A 13,874-nucleotide genomic window follows, 5' to 3' on the forward strand; every position below is an offset into this window, starting at 1 on the left:
CTAATTCTCCCTTTTCAATCAGATTTTAGGTTATTAACAAAACAGTTCCTGTTCGTCTCTGTTTTCGGTAGGAATTTTCTTTAAGAAATCATCAAATGCCGGGCCTTCATTATCAGAGTAGATGCCGTAAGCGTCTAATATGTACCCGATATTTTTATCCTGGTCTTCTACAAGATATAACACAGAATTATCGGCCGGATCTGAATCTCCTTCAAAGCGATAAGTTTTTACAATGGTTAAATCTTCAGGTTTATAAATTTTGCCGAGTGATTTACTCTGCATTTTACCGTGGTCGGATATTTTTAATTCGTTATCTTTTCCTTTCAGCCTCAATTTCTCCAAAATTTGACTCAAAGTGTTCATTGCAATTGGCTGTTCCATAGTTATACGATTTTACTTATTTATTAAACAAGTGGCATTCGAAATGGTTTTGGCCATCCTTCTTTTTAAGCAAACTAAATGATTGTCAATCTGTTTCTTATACAAACTAAATTTTTATAAAATGAAAAACTACCTTTTAAGCTTAGCTATAGCAGGCGTAGCACTGATTAGTGCTTGTGCTAAAACCGACAAAGAAATTGCCCGGGCCACATTAACAGAAACTGCTGATAACACAAAAACCATTGGAACAGCAAAGTTTTACGAATTGAGTGATGGAAAAATTAAGATGGATATCGAGATGAATTTTGCCGCACGTGCAGATAGTAATGTTGCCGTTCACTTTCACGAACATGGCGATTGCGGCAATATGGGCGAAAATACACACGGGCATTGGAATCCTACCAAAGAAGCCCATGGCAAATGGGGATCTGCTGCTTATCATAGCGGAGATATTGGCAACATCATGTTAGATAATAAAGGCCATGCTACGCTTTCGGTGACTACCGATAGATGGAGTGTGAAGGATGGAGATATCAAAAATATCATTGGCCGTGGCATTATTGTACATGGCGGTACCGACGATTATACGACACAACCAACTGGTAACTCAGGGCCACGGGTAGGTTGCGGGGTAATTGAAGCGGTGAAATAAAGTACTTATTAGCGATATTTAAATACTAAACCTGTCAGTCTGAGCCTGTCGAAGACTCTTTGTTAATGAAAAAAATGCACTTCGACAAGCTCAGTGTGACATCAGAACTATAAAAAAGCGGTTAAATTTTTAACCGCTTTTTTTATGCAATTTGATCGGGCTTGTCATCATCATTTAAAAACCTAAATTATTATGGCAACTCTAAACGAATCTCAAAACGGCAAGGCCGTAAAAGGAAGAAACAAAAAACCAACACCAAGGGTAGACCTTACCGCAATGGTCGATCTGATGTTTTTATTAACTACTTTTTTTATGCTCACCACTTCATTGGGCTCTTTAAACGCGGCAGATATCGCTAAACCCATTAAAGACGACGGCGCACATATTGAACCGTATCCCGAATCGCGCACCATGACCATCCTGCTCGGCAAAAACAACAAGGCTGTTTGCTACATGGGCACAATAGAAAAGGCAAATATGAAGGTTACTGCGGTAGCCAACATTCAAAAAGAGATCATCGCAAATGAGAAGCTGGTTGCTGAAACCCATCAGCATAACCCGGCCAAATATATGATCGTCATTATAAAACCTAGTAAAACGGCCAGGTTTCAGAATTTTGTAGATGTAATTGATGAAATGAAAATTGCCAATATTAAATCGTATGCCATTGATGATGATCATATTGCAGAAAAAGAGACTGCGTTTATGGAAATGAACGGCATCTAGACCATTGGTTTTTTTAAGATCCCAGCCCTTCATACAGCGAATAAAAAGAATATAAAACGGTTTAAGGTTAATGAATAAATTGAATATGATAAATGCCACGGTGATTAATCAATAAATATTGCGTTTTTAATGAGCTGAGGCCGTTTTATTAAACTGTATTATAGAAATGTTAGGTTTGTGTTAGGTGTTTAATACTACATCTGTATAGCTAATATTATTACATTCGTTGAAGTGTTTGGCCAAGCATCAGGCGCATCCCGAAAAGCCTTCAAAAGAGTAGGGATCTTAAAACTCAAAAAAATCTAGTATGAAAAGTTTAGAATTAAAAAATCTTGGTGTTAAAGAAATGAACACAACTGAAATGTCACAAGTTGAAGGTGGTGGTATTGTTAACAATACATTAAACGAACTTTTAGCTTCTCTTTCAGGAACTTTAAATGCAGTTGGCGCAGACACTTCAGCATTTTTAAACAAAACAGTAACCAATGTTTTGAAACTTGTTTGGAGTCTATAAGCAATTTATTGTATCCGCTGTCCCGGTTCCGGGATAGCGGATGCTTTACGATTTCAACACTATGGCGATAACCAGCTACTCGACTGAAAGAATTTCAAATACCGCTCTCGTTTACCGTTCCAGAATTAGTAAATCAAGCCAGTTAATTTATATTGTTGCCGTGGCAGCCATTTTAATTGTTTTGATTGCCCTTCCCTTTATTAAAATACCCATTAGTATAAATGGTACAGGCATTTTACAATCGACCATCGAAAAAACCGAACTTATTGTGCCGGTTAATGGCCGGTTGATACAGTACAGACTTTCGGATAATAAAAGACTTAAACAAGGTGATACGCTACTGGCCATTGATGCCGGTTTACCCAAACAGCAAGATGCGCTGGTAGAAACGCGTAAAAACCAGATCACTCAATTTTTAGAGGATATCCATACGTTGCTGTCATTTAATGGCGGTTCATCAAGCCTGCAAACCGGGCAATATGTAGCATCCTGGCAGCAGTATGTGCAAGAATTAAAAAATGCCGGTATTGCAAAAAGACAGGCTACCAGCACCTTTGCGCGTTACAGCAAACTTTATCAAAATAAAGTGTTAACGCAATCAGAATACGAAAAATACAAATACGAACTCGAGCAGGCCGAATCGGTTTACTTAATGGTGCGTACCAAATATAAAACCCAGTGGCAAACCGAAGCCAATGGTTACCGCAACGAACTGCGTCAGCTTTCCGGCCAGCAGGCAGAACTTAACGAACAGAAGAAACAATATGTATTGCGTGCCCCGATTGATGGTTCTGTACAGAGCTTAATTGGTTTGCAGAATGGCGCATACGTATTTGCCAATCAAAAAATAGGCGAAGTTTCTCCTGATGCCGGATTGGCCGCTTATTGCTACATTAATCCCTCAGATATTGGCCTGATTAGAAAAGGGCAGGAAGTGCATTTTCAGATCAATGCCTATAATTATAACCAGTGGGGTTTGGCCGTCGGTAAAGTGATCGATATTTCGGATGATATTGTTATTTTAAATGGTAACCAGCCGGCATTTAAAGTAAAGTGTTTAATGGATAAAAATTTTCTGATGCTAAAAAACGGTTACAAAGGATACCTTAAAAAAGGAATGAATTTTACGGCCCGTTTTAAAGTAACCGACCGGAGTTTATATCAATTACTTTACGATAAGGTAGATGATTGGGTTAATCCAAACTTAATCCAAAAAACATAAGGCCATGAGTACAAAGGTTAAGCAACGAGATATAACAGATTGTGGTGCGGCTTGTCTGGCTTCAATCGCGGCTCATTATAAACTGGATTTGGCTGTTGCCCGGATCAGGCAGCTTGCCGGGACCGATAAAAAAGGTACAACCGTTTTAGGACTTGTAGAAGCGGCCCAAAAACTAGGATTTGAGGCGAAGGGTGTAAAAGCACCTTTTGATAGTTTATTTAAAATACCTACACCCGCTATCGCACATATCATTGTAAATGATATCCTTCAGCATTATGTAGTGATTTACAAAGTAAACAGTAAGTTTATAGAGGTGATGGACCCTATAGATGGGAAAGTGCACCGTAAAACGCACGATGAATTCAAAAAGGAATGGACTGGTGCTTTAGTTTTATTGTTGCCATCAGAAGATTTTCAGATTGGCAATGAAAAAAAATCAATCCAAGGTAGATTCTGGAGTTTGATTAAACCGCACAAAGGCATTCTGACGCAAGTTTTATTTGGTGCTATTGTTTATACTGTGCTGGGTTTATCCACCTCTATTTTTGTTCAGAAATTAGTCGATTTTGTGCTGGTAGATGGTAACCATAATCTGCTCAACCTCATGAGTATTGCCATGATGGTTATTCTGATGGTGCAGTTGTTTATCGGCTCGGCAAAAACAATTTTTACCTTAAAAACCGGTCAGTTAATCGATTCGCAGCTTATTTTAGGCTACTACAAACACCTGCTCCGTTTACCTCAGCAGTTTTTTGATACCATGCGGGTGGGCGAAATTATTTCAAGGATTAACGACGCCGTCAAAATCAGAGCGTTTTTAAATGATGTATGCGTAAATTTTGTGGTCAACATTTTTATTGTTTTCTTCTCGTTCATCATGATGTTTACCTACTACTGGAAACTGGCACTCATCACGCTTACCGTTATCCCCTTGTACCTGGTTATATATTTTATTACCGATAAATTTAACAAACGTACGCAGCGCAGGTTAATGGAAGATGCTGCCGAGCTCGAATCGCAGTTGGTAGAAAGCTTAAATGCAGTAGGTACGATTAAACGTTTCGGGCTGGAAGATCATGCTAACGACAAAACCGAAACCCGTTTTATCAAGTTGCTCCAGGCAGGTTTTAAATCGAATATCAATGCCGTTGTATCGGGTACTTCTACCGAATTTATTTCGCGCATGATTACCATTGTATTGCTTTGGGTAGGCGCAGGTTACGTGTTAAGCAATTCGATTACGCCAGGAGAATTACTATCGTTTTATACGTTGATCGGTTATTTTACAGGGCCGGTTTCTTCATTGATCGGGATGAACAAAACCGTACAGGATGCGGTTATTGCGGCCGACCGTTTGTTCGAAATTATGGATCTGGAACGCGAAAGTGATGAAAACCAGATTGAGCTGAGTGCCGCGAAAATTGGCGATATCCATTTCGAAAATGTTTCCTTCCGCTATGGAGCAAGGCTGCCTGTTTTCGAAAACCTGAATTTAACCATTCCACAGGGCAAATTTACAGCCATTGTGGGCGAAAGTGGCTCGGGAAAATCGACTTTAATGTCTATCCTGCAGAATATTTATCCTATACAGGCGGGCAATGTGCGTATTGGAAAATATGATCTGAAATATATCACCAATTCATCGCTTCGCAGAATGGTATCGGTAGTGCCGCAACAGATCGATTTATTTGCCGGTAATGTAATTGATAACATTGCCATCGGCGAAGAAGAACCCGATATGCAAAGGATTATTGATATTGCCACTAAACTAGGTTTAATTGGCTTTATTGAGGCTTTGCCCAAAGGCTTTCAAACCTATTTAGGTGAAAACGGAACGTCATTATCTGGCGGACAAAGGCAGCGCATTGCCATTGCAAGGGCTTTATACCGCGATCCGGAAATTCTGATTTTAGATGAGGCCACCTCGTCGCTCGATTCGGTTTCTGAGCAACATGTGCAACGGATGATCGAATTTTTAAAAGCTGAACAGAAAACCGTAATTGTAATTACACACCGATCGAGCACACTGAATAATGCGGATAAAATTATTGTATTGGATAAAGGCGTAGTGGTAGAGCAGGGCAGCCATCAGGAACTGAAATACCATTTGGCCTAAACTCACGAAGTTTAGGGGGCAAGTGTAGGGAAAACTTCGTAAGTTAGGCTTACCTCCCTTTTGCGTCACCCTGAATTTATTTCAGGGTCTTTCACACAAAAGAAAGTTTTTTGCTGTAAAGGTTTCTGCTGTTAGTCTAACCAGGAAAAATAGTTGAGTAAATATTCGCTTTGTTTTTTGGAAAGCAATTGCAGAAGCATTTTTTAATGTTCGCCCTGCTTTTTGCTTATAGTCCCGATTAGAAAAAAATCGGGAGCTACCCGCGTCAATCCCTTAGGTTTGAGAAAGATTATCAAAGAATTAAATTTGACAAAGGAAACCTTAAAAGCAGAGGTGAACTATGCTGCGATCCAGACTTACGATCTAGAACCTGTAACAGACCTCTGCTTTTTAGTTGAACAAGAACCATATAGAATTTTAGTCTAGCGGACTATTAAGGGATTCAGTTTTATTCAACTTTAGGATTTCCATTTCACTTAACCGTAAAGTTATGAATTATGAACTATTTGTTGGAATAGATATTTCCAAATCAACCATCGATGTTGCTGTTGTTACACAGGCCTGTTTCGACAAGCCCCTTCACCATGTTTTTAAGAACAGCTATGATGGCTTTGGCCTAATGCTGGAATGGCTTTCCATACATGGTATCGCGCCTAAGAAGGTTCTTTTCTGTTGCGAGCATACAGGTATTTATATCTGCCCCATAACCAACTTTATGCATGCAAATGATTTATCTATATGGGTTGAAAACGGGCTGCACATTAAGCGTTCCATTGGACTTAAACGGGGGAAATCTGATAAGGCTGACGCACAGGCAATCGCAAGCTATGCTTTTTCAAATCAGCACAAAGCCCGTCCTTACCTCCTTCCTTCGGCAACAAGCTCAAAACTCAAACACCTGCTGGCACACCGCGAACAGTTGGTAAGACACCAGACCTCTTTTAAATGCACTTGCTCAGAGCTTAAAGGATTTGATAGGGAGAACGCTGGCTATTGCATAGCCGATAGCCAGGAAATGCTTGCCCTTTACGCCGAACGGATAAAAAAGGTAGATATCGAGTTGGCAGCCTTAATAACAGAGGACCAGGAACTAAACGAACAGTTCAGCCTTGTGCAGAGCGTGCATGGGATCGGAAAGCAGACGGCTATGTTTATCCTGATCCATACTGAAGCCTTCGCTGCATTTTCAGACTACAGAAAGTTTGCGAGCTATTGTGGAATAGTCCCATTTCCACATAGCTCGGGGACGAGTATACGAGGGAGAAACCGGGTAAGCAACCTCGCCAATAAAAAACTAAAGGCGTTACTGACCATGTGTGCGCTAAACACGATAAAAAAAGATAACGAATTCAAACGATACTATGATCGAAAAAAAGCTGAGGGAAAAAACGCTATGTGTGTACTGAATGTGATAAAAAATAAGCTACTGAGCAGAGCTTTTGCTGCTGTTAAAAGAGGTACGCCATACCTCCTGGAGCCTGCTGCATAAATCTAAAGTAATGCTTCTCAGAAAAAAAACTTTTTATTTGCATAAACCATAGAATACAGGTTTAGGTAGATTAGGCTTTTGCTACTATTACCGGCATTCTGCAAGGCTCCAAAATATTTATTTTAAGAATATACCTCGCCTAAGAACCACCGGCCCAGGTTAACTAAACCCGATAGCAGCGGTACGAAGTATAGCGTGTAGCGGGACTTTCGAAACCAATGTACTCAGAAACCTGCTTTTCAATAAAGTGATCAATTATTTTTCTGCGGTTTGCTAAGCCACCAAATGTGGAATCTGTCCGCATAAATTTAGCACAACAAAAAAAGGCGTTCTGCAAATCTGCAAAACGCCTTTTTCTATAAATTTATTTTGAAGAATTAAATGCCGAAAGCAGCTTTAACCTGATCTACGTAATCTAATTTCTCCCAGGTAAACAAATCAACCGTAACTGTTTTTTCTTCACCGTTTGGTGTTCTGAAAGTTTTGGTAACGGTTTCTGGTGTACGGCCCATGTGTCCGTAAGCAGCAGTTTCGCTATAAATTGGGTTTCTTAATTTTAAACGTTGCTCAATAAAGTAAGGACGCATATCGAAAATCGATTCTACAATTTTAGCAATCTCGCCATCTGTTTTACCCACTTTACCCGTGCCGTAAGTATTGATGTAAATACCCATTGGCTTTGCAACACCGATAGCGTACGATACCTGAACCAAAATTTCGTCGGCCACACCTGCAGCCACTAAGTTTTTAGCGATATGTCGTGTAGCATAAGCCGCACTTCTATCTACTTTACTTGGATCTTTACCTGAGAAAGCACCACCACCATGTGCACCTTTACCACCGTAAGTATCAACAATGATTTTTCTTCCGGTTAAACCTGTATCGCCATGCGGACCACCGATTACAAATTTACCGGTTGGGTTAATGTGGTATTCAATTTTATCGTTAAATAAATGTGCATAAGCAGGATTGGCTTTGATAATTCTTGGAATCAGGATATTCACTAAATCAGTTTTGATTTTGGCCAACATGGCTGCTTCTTCATCAAAATCATCATGCTGTGTAGAAATTACAATCGCATCGATACGAACTGGTTTGTTGTTATCGTCGTACTCTAAAGTAACCTGGCTTTTCGCATCCGGGCGTAAATAAGTAATTTCGTTATTCTCGCGACGTAAAACAGCCAGTTCCTGTAATAATTTATGAGAAAGGTTTAATGCCAAAGGCATGTAATCTTCCGTTTCGTTGGTAGCGTAACCAAACATCATCCCCTGATCGCCTGCACCTTGTTCTTCTTTGTTGCTTCTATCTACACCCTGGTTAATGTCCTGAGATTGCTCGTGTATTGCCGATAAAATTCCGCAAGAGTTAGCCTCAAACATATACTCGCTTTTGGTGTAACCAATTTTCTTGATTACATCGCGGGCAATTTGTTGTACATCTAAATATGTTTTAGATTTTACCTCACCCGCTAAAATAACCTGACCGGTAGTTACCAAAGTTTCACAAGCAACCTTTGATTCCGGATCGAAAGCTAAGAAGTTATCAATTAATGCATCCGAAATTTGATCGGCGATTTTATCTGGGTGACCCTCAGAAACAGATTCTGATGTAAATAAATACGACATTTATTAAATAAATTAATGATAAATAAACAAATTAATAATTGCCAAACCCCTTGGAAACAGGTGTTGAAATGATTGAAAGGAGGCATTAGCAATTTTTTTAAGTGGTTGCAATCCGGTCCCGTGGTATCGGGATAGCAAATCAATCCACTTTTTTACTGCTGCAAAATTAGCATATTTTCTTTATTTCAAAAATTATAGATTATTTTGTGCATTCATTCTTACACTTTGCACACAAAGATCAATATCCTCTTTATTATAAACCCTATCTCTGGTGGGAGAGGAAAGTTACGCATCCCTGATTTTATTGATCAATACCTGGATAAGGAAAAGTTTAATCCAAACTTTGTTTTTAGCGAATATGTGGGCCATGCCGGAGAACTGGCAGACGAAGCGGCAACTAAAAATTTTGATGTAATTGTTGCTGCGGGAGGCGACGGTACCATTAACGAAGTGGCCAGCAAGGTATTAAAACACAAAAAGATTTTGGGGATTTTACCACTTGGATCGGGAAACGGACTAGCCAGGTTTTTAAGGATATCGAAAAATTTAAGGTATGCACTTTCCCTGATCAATACTTTTAAGGTTGATGAGATTGATACTGCCGAGTTTAATAATAAATGTTTTTTTAATCTGGCCGGTATGGGATTCGATGCGCATTTAAGTTCGGTTTTTTCGAAAGATAAAAAACGAGGCTTATCGGGTTATGTAAAGCTGGGCTTTAAAGAAGTTTTTAACTATAAAGCACAAACTTATTTGTTAAATATTGATGGTGTTGCATACACCAGAAAAGCTTTCGCCATTAGCATTGCCAATTCTTCTCAATATGGAAACGACGTTTATATTTCGCCTAATGCTTCAGTGAAAGATGGTTTGCTGGATGTATGCATTATTAAACCTTTTCCGATTATAAAACTGCCCTTATTGGGTTATGTCATGTTAAGGGGGAAGGCCGAAACCTCAGATATGATTGAAATTATTAAAGGCAAAAACATTAAAATTACCAGGGAAAAAGCTGGCGCAGTACATGTGGACGGCGAACCCTTACAAATGGGAACAGAAATTGAGGCGGTTGTAAACCCACTTTCGTTAAAAGTGATTGTGCCCTAGTTAAGTTTGGAGTGGAGCGTTTGGAGTTTGGCGTCGATTAACCGATTTAGGCAATTAACCGGTTAACCCCAATGAACCAATGGCCAGTGAACCAATGAACTTTTATAAAACATGAAACCAAAGAAAAATAGTTTAAGCGATCTTGGCGGAATTATGTATTCTACCAATCCGGAGTTCGAATATGAAGAAGAAATTGATGATACGGTTACTTCACCAAATAACCAGCAGGATTTAAGAGTAATGCTCGATAAAAAGAATCGTGGAGGCAAAGCTGTAACCTTAATTACAGGTTTTAAAGGCCGTTCAGAAGATTTAGATGTACTGGGTAAAATGCTTAAAACCAAATGTGGTGTAGGGGGCTCGGTTAAAGATGGTGAAATCATGATTCAGGGCGATGTGCGCGATAAAGTAATGGGCATCCTGCAGAAAGATGGCTATAAAGTGAAAAAAGCCGGGGGCTAATAAAGCGATATTATCTCCAGCTAACCGTCATTTCGAGCGGAGTGCAGCGCAGCCGAGAAATCTATTAATGACAATTTTTCTTTTGAATCAGTCAATCGTAGTAAAGTGCAATATCTTCGAGAAACCTAATTCTTCCCGAATATAAATACTGTCTCAAATCCCTCTTTTACAAGGTTATTCATGCCGTATTCTGTTTTAATGTTTCCTGAGCAGATTTTTTACAAGATGTTTATGAAAAATTAAACACATGAAAAAGATATTCCTTTCTATTTACTTGCTCCTTTTTGCTTTCGGAGCAAATGCTCAGAAAAATAAATATTTGGTTGATGAGTATGGTAATCCAATGCACTATTCGATTGCGGTAAGATATTCAAAATACAACATATTTCTTGTGGTGGATAGTGGCACGAAGAAAGTTACTCCATTTGAATACTTAAATGGTTCTCATTTAGGAAATATCGTCTTGTTGCAAAAGGCGAAATCAATCGAGCTTGAAAGCCGGATACAAAAAGATAGCCTGAAATTCTATCGATATTCCATTATCGAAAACGACTCAATAATTCTTAAAAAGAATGCAATTCCGGAAAGGATAAAATATAAGTGGGGTAGTGGAAGCATACTCCCTAATTATGTTGCAGCAGATTTAGGTGCATTTAATGTAGTAGATAAGAAACTAGAAATTAAGATTTTCAGAATTAATAATGAAAAAAATACCACTTCGGTAATCATCTATAATAAACCTCTTTTAGCACCAAGTTCATTGTCCTTTAATATATTGGGTACAAATTCTACAAAGAATGTAAAAAATAATACGAATTTAATAGTTGATGAAAAAGTGAAGGGCTTGAGGATCGCTATGAAAAATACAGATATCAATGTTTTGTATGCTATAATTGTTGAGAATATTGATGCTCATTCGACGACCATGTTAGAGCCAAGATGGAAACCAATTAAAACTGGAGGTATCGTAATTGGAGATATTGATGTTTCAGAATTTACCAAACCTGGCAAGTACAAGATTTCAATATATCCGAAGACTCATCCATATGCTTATTGGAAAGATAATACATTGACTAAAGATTTTCTATTTACGGTAGAAAAGCCAAAGGAAAAATTTTTTACTGCGAAAGAGTTGCTCTCGAGTGTTATAGTGGGAGGCCTTTGTGGTCTCATATCGGTTTTGATCCTTAATAACCGCAAAAAAAAGGCTGCTAAGATACTTACTCAGAAATCTCAGGAAAAAGAAATTGCCAGACTTCAATTAGAATCTGTGCGCTCGCAGTTAAACCCACATTTTTTATTCAATGCTTTAGCAGGTATCCAAACACTAATGAATAAAAATGAAATAGACAATGCCAACCGCTACCTTGTTAAATTTGCCCGCTTAACCAGAAATGTCTTAGACCATAAAGATCTCATTAGCTTAACGTCAGAGAAAACCCTATTGGATGATTATTTACAGATGGAACAACTGCGCTTTGGTTTCCAGTACCAGATCACCGCTTCAGCTGATTTAGATGTGGAGAATATAGAAATACCAGCCATGCTTTTACAACCCTTTGTAGAAAATGCGGTGAAACATGGAATAGCGGAGAAAGGTAGTGAGGGTAAGGTCGAAATCAGTTTTACCGCGCAGTTAACCGATCTGATTTTAAGCATTAAAGATAACGGAATCGGTTTTGATGTGAACAAAGATTATACAGGCCTGGGTTTGGCGCTTAGCAAAAACAGAATATCTTTACTTAATTCTATTTACAAGGAGACGCCTTTTTTACTGGATATGAAAGCAGATAAGGACGGAACGATAATTAAAATTACACTAAGCCACTGGTTATAAGATGCGGGCAATTTTAGTAGATGATGAAACGGCCAATTTAGAAAATCTAAAGATTTTATTGGCTAAACATTGCCCGAATATTAAGGTAGTAGCCATTGCCAGTACGATTGATGATGCCTTTAGTGAGGTTAATTTACACCATCCCGATTTACTTTTTCTGGATATCCAGATGGGTAAAACCACTGGTTTCGATTTATTAAACCGGCTTACAGCAAAAACTTTTGAAGTGGTTTTTGTAACTGCCTACGATAATTATGGAATTCAGGCCGTAAAATTTGCGGCCCTGGATTACCTGCTTAAACCCGTAGATCCTGATGAACTAAAAGCCGCTGTTGAAAAAGCCGAAATCAGGACCAAAAGCAAAATACATAGCGAGCAGCTCAACTTTTTGTTGAGTCAGATTAAAAAGAAGGAGCCAGGTGTTCCGAAAATTGCCTTGCCCCAGCAGCACGAAATCCGTTATGTTTCAGTTGATGACATTGTACGCTGTGTAGCCGATAACACCTATACCTTTTTCTTTTTAGCTAATGGCGATAGAATCCTGATTTCGAAACCGCTGAAAGAATATTCAGATCTGCTTAAACCGCACGGTTTTGTGCGGGCACATCAAAGCCACCTGGTTAACCCGCGTTTTGTTAAAAGCTGGTTGAAGGAAGATGGTGGAACCTTGTTAATGGATAGTGGTGATAAAATCCCGGTAAGTAAACCGAACAGGGAAATGGTAAAAGAAATGTTGGGAAAGTAATCGGCATGATAACAGTTCTTGTAAAATTCTAAAAGTCTGGCCGTCGATTCTCAGGGTAAGCCAGCAGATTCTCATTGTTGATTTTTAGATGTATGCCAGGGAAGTACTTTCGCTAAACATTTAAATCAATCAACATGAAACAGTTATTATTTTTATTCTTCTTTATCATTTCCTTAGGCTTACAGGTGGCGCACGCAGAATTTTTGAATCTTGGTGTGGCAGAGATAATAATACTTTTGGTCGTTGGCTTTTTTACTTTGACCTTTCTTATAGGTTTTATTTTTTTATGTTTATACTTAATTAAACGTATTAAACCTGCCAAAAATGAGAAATAAGATAGTCTTCGGATTGGTTTTCATCCTTGCTTATGGTATTCAGATTGCCTATGCCGATTTTCTGAATATGGGGAGTGCAGAGATAATCATGCTTTTGGTAGCAGGCCTTGTATTTTTTGGATTTTTTGGTGGCATTTTTATGCTGATTTATTTTTTGATCAAAAGAAACAAGAATACGCCATCAAACCTGGCTCCGAATACGGTAGCCATAAATTTTGCCCCTCCGCTTGCCTATCAAAACCCTACAATTCAGGAAAAAGCCGATAAAAATGAAACGGCAAAAGTAAATACCAGAATTGCTTTGCCTCAACAGAACGAAATCAGATATGTGAATACTGAAGAAATCATCAGGTGTGAAGCAGATAACAACTATACCAATTTTTTCTTTAGTGATGGGGACCAATTGTTAATTTCAAAATCGTTAAAAGAATATGCAGACCTGCTCAAACCTCATGGTTTTGTGCGGGCACATCAAAGCCACCTGGTTAACCCGCGTTTTGTTAAAAGCTGGTTGAAGGAAGACGGCGGAACCTTATTAATGGATAGTGGCGATAAAATCCCGGTAAGTAAACCCAATAGAGAATTGGTAAAAGAGATGTTGGGAAAGTAGTTTTTTCTTTGATCGTCATTTCGAGGCGGCTTTTTCAGCCGACAGCCTGT

The 13,874-nt window shown here is 38.7% G+C and carries 15 protein-coding genes; 13 read left to right on the forward strand and 2 right to left on the reverse strand.

Annotated features, from left to right (window positions below; genetic code table 11):
* Positions 1 to 33: 33 nt before the first annotated feature.
* On the reverse strand, positions 34 to 381 hold the full coding sequence (locus CA265_22305; GenBank protein ID ARS42241.1) for a hypothetical protein: 348 nt from the start codon (positions 379 to 381) through the stop codon (positions 34 to 36).
* Between the two features lie 121 nt (positions 382 to 502).
* On the opposite strand from CA265_22305, the gene CA265_22310 reads away from it, so the two are divergent.
* From CA265_22310 to CA265_22340, 7 genes are all read left to right on the forward strand, one after another.
* Positions 503 to 1,033 (forward strand): superoxide dismutase, encoded by a 531-nt coding sequence (locus tag CA265_22310; protein ARS42242.1) that lies wholly within the window; start codon positions 503 to 505, stop codon positions 1,031 to 1,033.
* A 192-nt stretch (positions 1,034 to 1,225) separates the two neighbouring features.
* Positions 1,226 to 1,759, forward strand: a complete 534-nt coding sequence (locus CA265_22315; protein ARS42243.1) for a hypothetical protein — start codon at positions 1,226 to 1,228, stop codon at positions 1,757 to 1,759.
* Positions 1,760 to 2,066: 307 nt separating this feature from the next.
* Entirely contained in the window at positions 2,067 to 2,273 is a 207-nt protein-coding gene (locus CA265_22320) for a hypothetical protein (protein ARS42244.1), read from the forward strand.
* Positions 2,274 to 2,334: 61 nt separating this feature from the next.
* Positions 2,335 to 3,495: a secretion protein HlyD gene (locus CA265_22325; GenBank protein ID ARS42245.1), complete on the forward strand. Its 1,161-nt coding sequence runs from the start codon at positions 2,335 to 2,337 to the stop codon at positions 3,493 to 3,495.
* 4 nt (positions 3,496 to 3,499) lie between these two features.
* Positions 3,500 to 5,611 carry a peptidase C39 gene (locus CA265_22330; GenBank protein ARS42246.1) on the forward strand — a complete coding sequence of 704 codons (2,112 nt, stop codon included), beginning with the start codon at positions 3,500 to 3,502 and terminating at the stop codon, positions 5,609 to 5,611.
* A gap of 222 nt (positions 5,612 to 5,833) precedes the next feature.
* A complete protein-coding gene (locus tag CA265_22335) occupies positions 5,834 to 6,037 on the forward strand; it encodes a hypothetical protein (GenBank protein ARS42247.1) in 204 nt (67 codons plus the stop codon).
* A 64-nt stretch (positions 6,038 to 6,101) separates the two neighbouring features.
* Complete coding sequence (locus tag CA265_22340; GenBank protein ARS42248.1) at positions 6,102 to 7,100, forward strand: hypothetical protein; 999 nt, start codon at positions 6,102 to 6,104, stop codon at positions 7,098 to 7,100.
* 377 nt (positions 7,101 to 7,477) lie between these two features.
* Here CA265_22340 and CA265_22345 read toward each other — a convergent pair whose 3' ends face one another.
* Positions 7,478 to 8,728, reverse strand: a complete 1,251-nt coding sequence (locus CA265_22345; GenBank protein ID ARS42249.1) for a methionine adenosyltransferase — start codon at positions 8,726 to 8,728, stop codon at positions 7,478 to 7,480.
* Between the two features lie 204 nt (positions 8,729 to 8,932).
* Between CA265_22345 and CA265_22350 the strand changes: the two genes are divergently transcribed.
* From CA265_22350 to CA265_22375, 6 genes are all read left to right on the forward strand, one after another.
* A complete protein-coding gene (locus CA265_22350; GenBank protein ID ARS42250.1) occupies positions 8,933 to 9,835 on the forward strand; it encodes a diacylglycerol kinase in 903 nt (300 codons plus the stop codon).
* 111 nt (positions 9,836 to 9,946) lie between these two features.
* Positions 9,947 to 10,297 (forward strand): translation initiation factor, encoded by a 351-nt coding sequence (locus CA265_22355; protein ID ARS42251.1) that lies wholly within the window; start codon positions 9,947 to 9,949, stop codon positions 10,295 to 10,297.
* A gap of 247 nt (positions 10,298 to 10,544) precedes the next feature.
* Positions 10,545 to 12,134 (forward strand): hypothetical protein, encoded by a 1,590-nt coding sequence (locus CA265_22360; GenBank protein ID ARS42252.1) that lies wholly within the window; start codon positions 10,545 to 10,547, stop codon positions 12,132 to 12,134.
* 1 nt (position 12,135) lies between these two features.
* Positions 12,136 to 12,879 (forward strand): DNA-binding response regulator, encoded by a 744-nt coding sequence (locus tag CA265_22365; GenBank protein ID ARS42253.1) that lies wholly within the window; start codon positions 12,136 to 12,138, stop codon positions 12,877 to 12,879.
* 134 nt (positions 12,880 to 13,013) lie between these two features.
* Positions 13,014 to 13,214 carry a hypothetical protein gene (locus tag CA265_22370; protein ARS42254.1) on the forward strand — a complete coding sequence of 67 codons (201 nt, stop codon included), beginning with the start codon at positions 13,014 to 13,016 and terminating at the stop codon, positions 13,212 to 13,214.
* Positions 13,204 to 13,824 (forward strand): hypothetical protein, encoded by a 621-nt coding sequence (locus CA265_22375; protein ID ARS42255.1) that lies wholly within the window; start codon positions 13,204 to 13,206, stop codon positions 13,822 to 13,824. Before CA265_22370 ends, CA265_22375 begins: the two co-directional genes overlap by 11 nt.
* The last annotated feature ends 50 nt before the right edge of the window (positions 13,825 to 13,874 follow it).

It is taken from the genome of Sphingobacteriaceae bacterium GW460-11-11-14-LB5 (assembly GCA_002151545.1).
Taxonomy (GTDB): domain Bacteria; phylum Bacteroidota; class Bacteroidia; order Sphingobacteriales; family Sphingobacteriaceae; genus Pedobacter.

Coding starts and splice junctions, on each gene's coding strand:
- CA265_22360 (ARS42252.1), top strand. CDS start 10,545: ATGAAAAAGATATTCCTTTCTATTTACTTGCTCCTTTTTGCTTTCGGA.
- CA265_22355 (ARS42251.1), top strand. CDS start 9,947: ATGAAACCAAAGAAAAATAGTTTAAGCGATCTTGGCGGAATTATGTAT.
- CA265_22325 (ARS42245.1), top strand. CDS start 2,335: ATGGCGATAACCAGCTACTCGACTGAAAGAATTTCAAATACCGCTCTC.
- CA265_22370 (ARS42254.1), top strand. CDS start 13,014: ATGAAACAGTTATTATTTTTATTCTTCTTTATCATTTCCTTAGGCTTA.
- CA265_22330 (ARS42246.1), top strand. CDS start 3,500: ATGAGTACAAAGGTTAAGCAACGAGATATAACAGATTGTGGTGCGGCT.
- CA265_22305 (ARS42241.1), bottom strand. CDS start 381: ATGGAACAGCCAATTGCAATGAACACTTTGAGTCAAATTTTGGAGAAA.
- CA265_22375 (ARS42255.1), top strand. CDS start 13,204: ATGAGAAATAAGATAGTCTTCGGATTGGTTTTCATCCTTGCTTATGGT.
- CA265_22365 (ARS42253.1), top strand. CDS start 12,136: ATGCGGGCAATTTTAGTAGATGATGAAACGGCCAATTTAGAAAATCTA.
- CA265_22315 (ARS42243.1), top strand. CDS start 1,226: ATGGCAACTCTAAACGAATCTCAAAACGGCAAGGCCGTAAAAGGAAGA.
- CA265_22340 (ARS42248.1), top strand. CDS start 6,102: ATGAATTATGAACTATTTGTTGGAATAGATATTTCCAAATCAACCATC.
- CA265_22345 (ARS42249.1), bottom strand. CDS start 8,728: ATGTCGTATTTATTTACATCAGAATCTGTTTCTGAGGGTCACCCAGAT.
- CA265_22320 (ARS42244.1), top strand. CDS start 2,067: ATGAAAAGTTTAGAATTAAAAAATCTTGGTGTTAAAGAAATGAACACA.
- CA265_22310 (ARS42242.1), top strand. CDS start 503: ATGAAAAACTACCTTTTAAGCTTAGCTATAGCAGGCGTAGCACTGATT.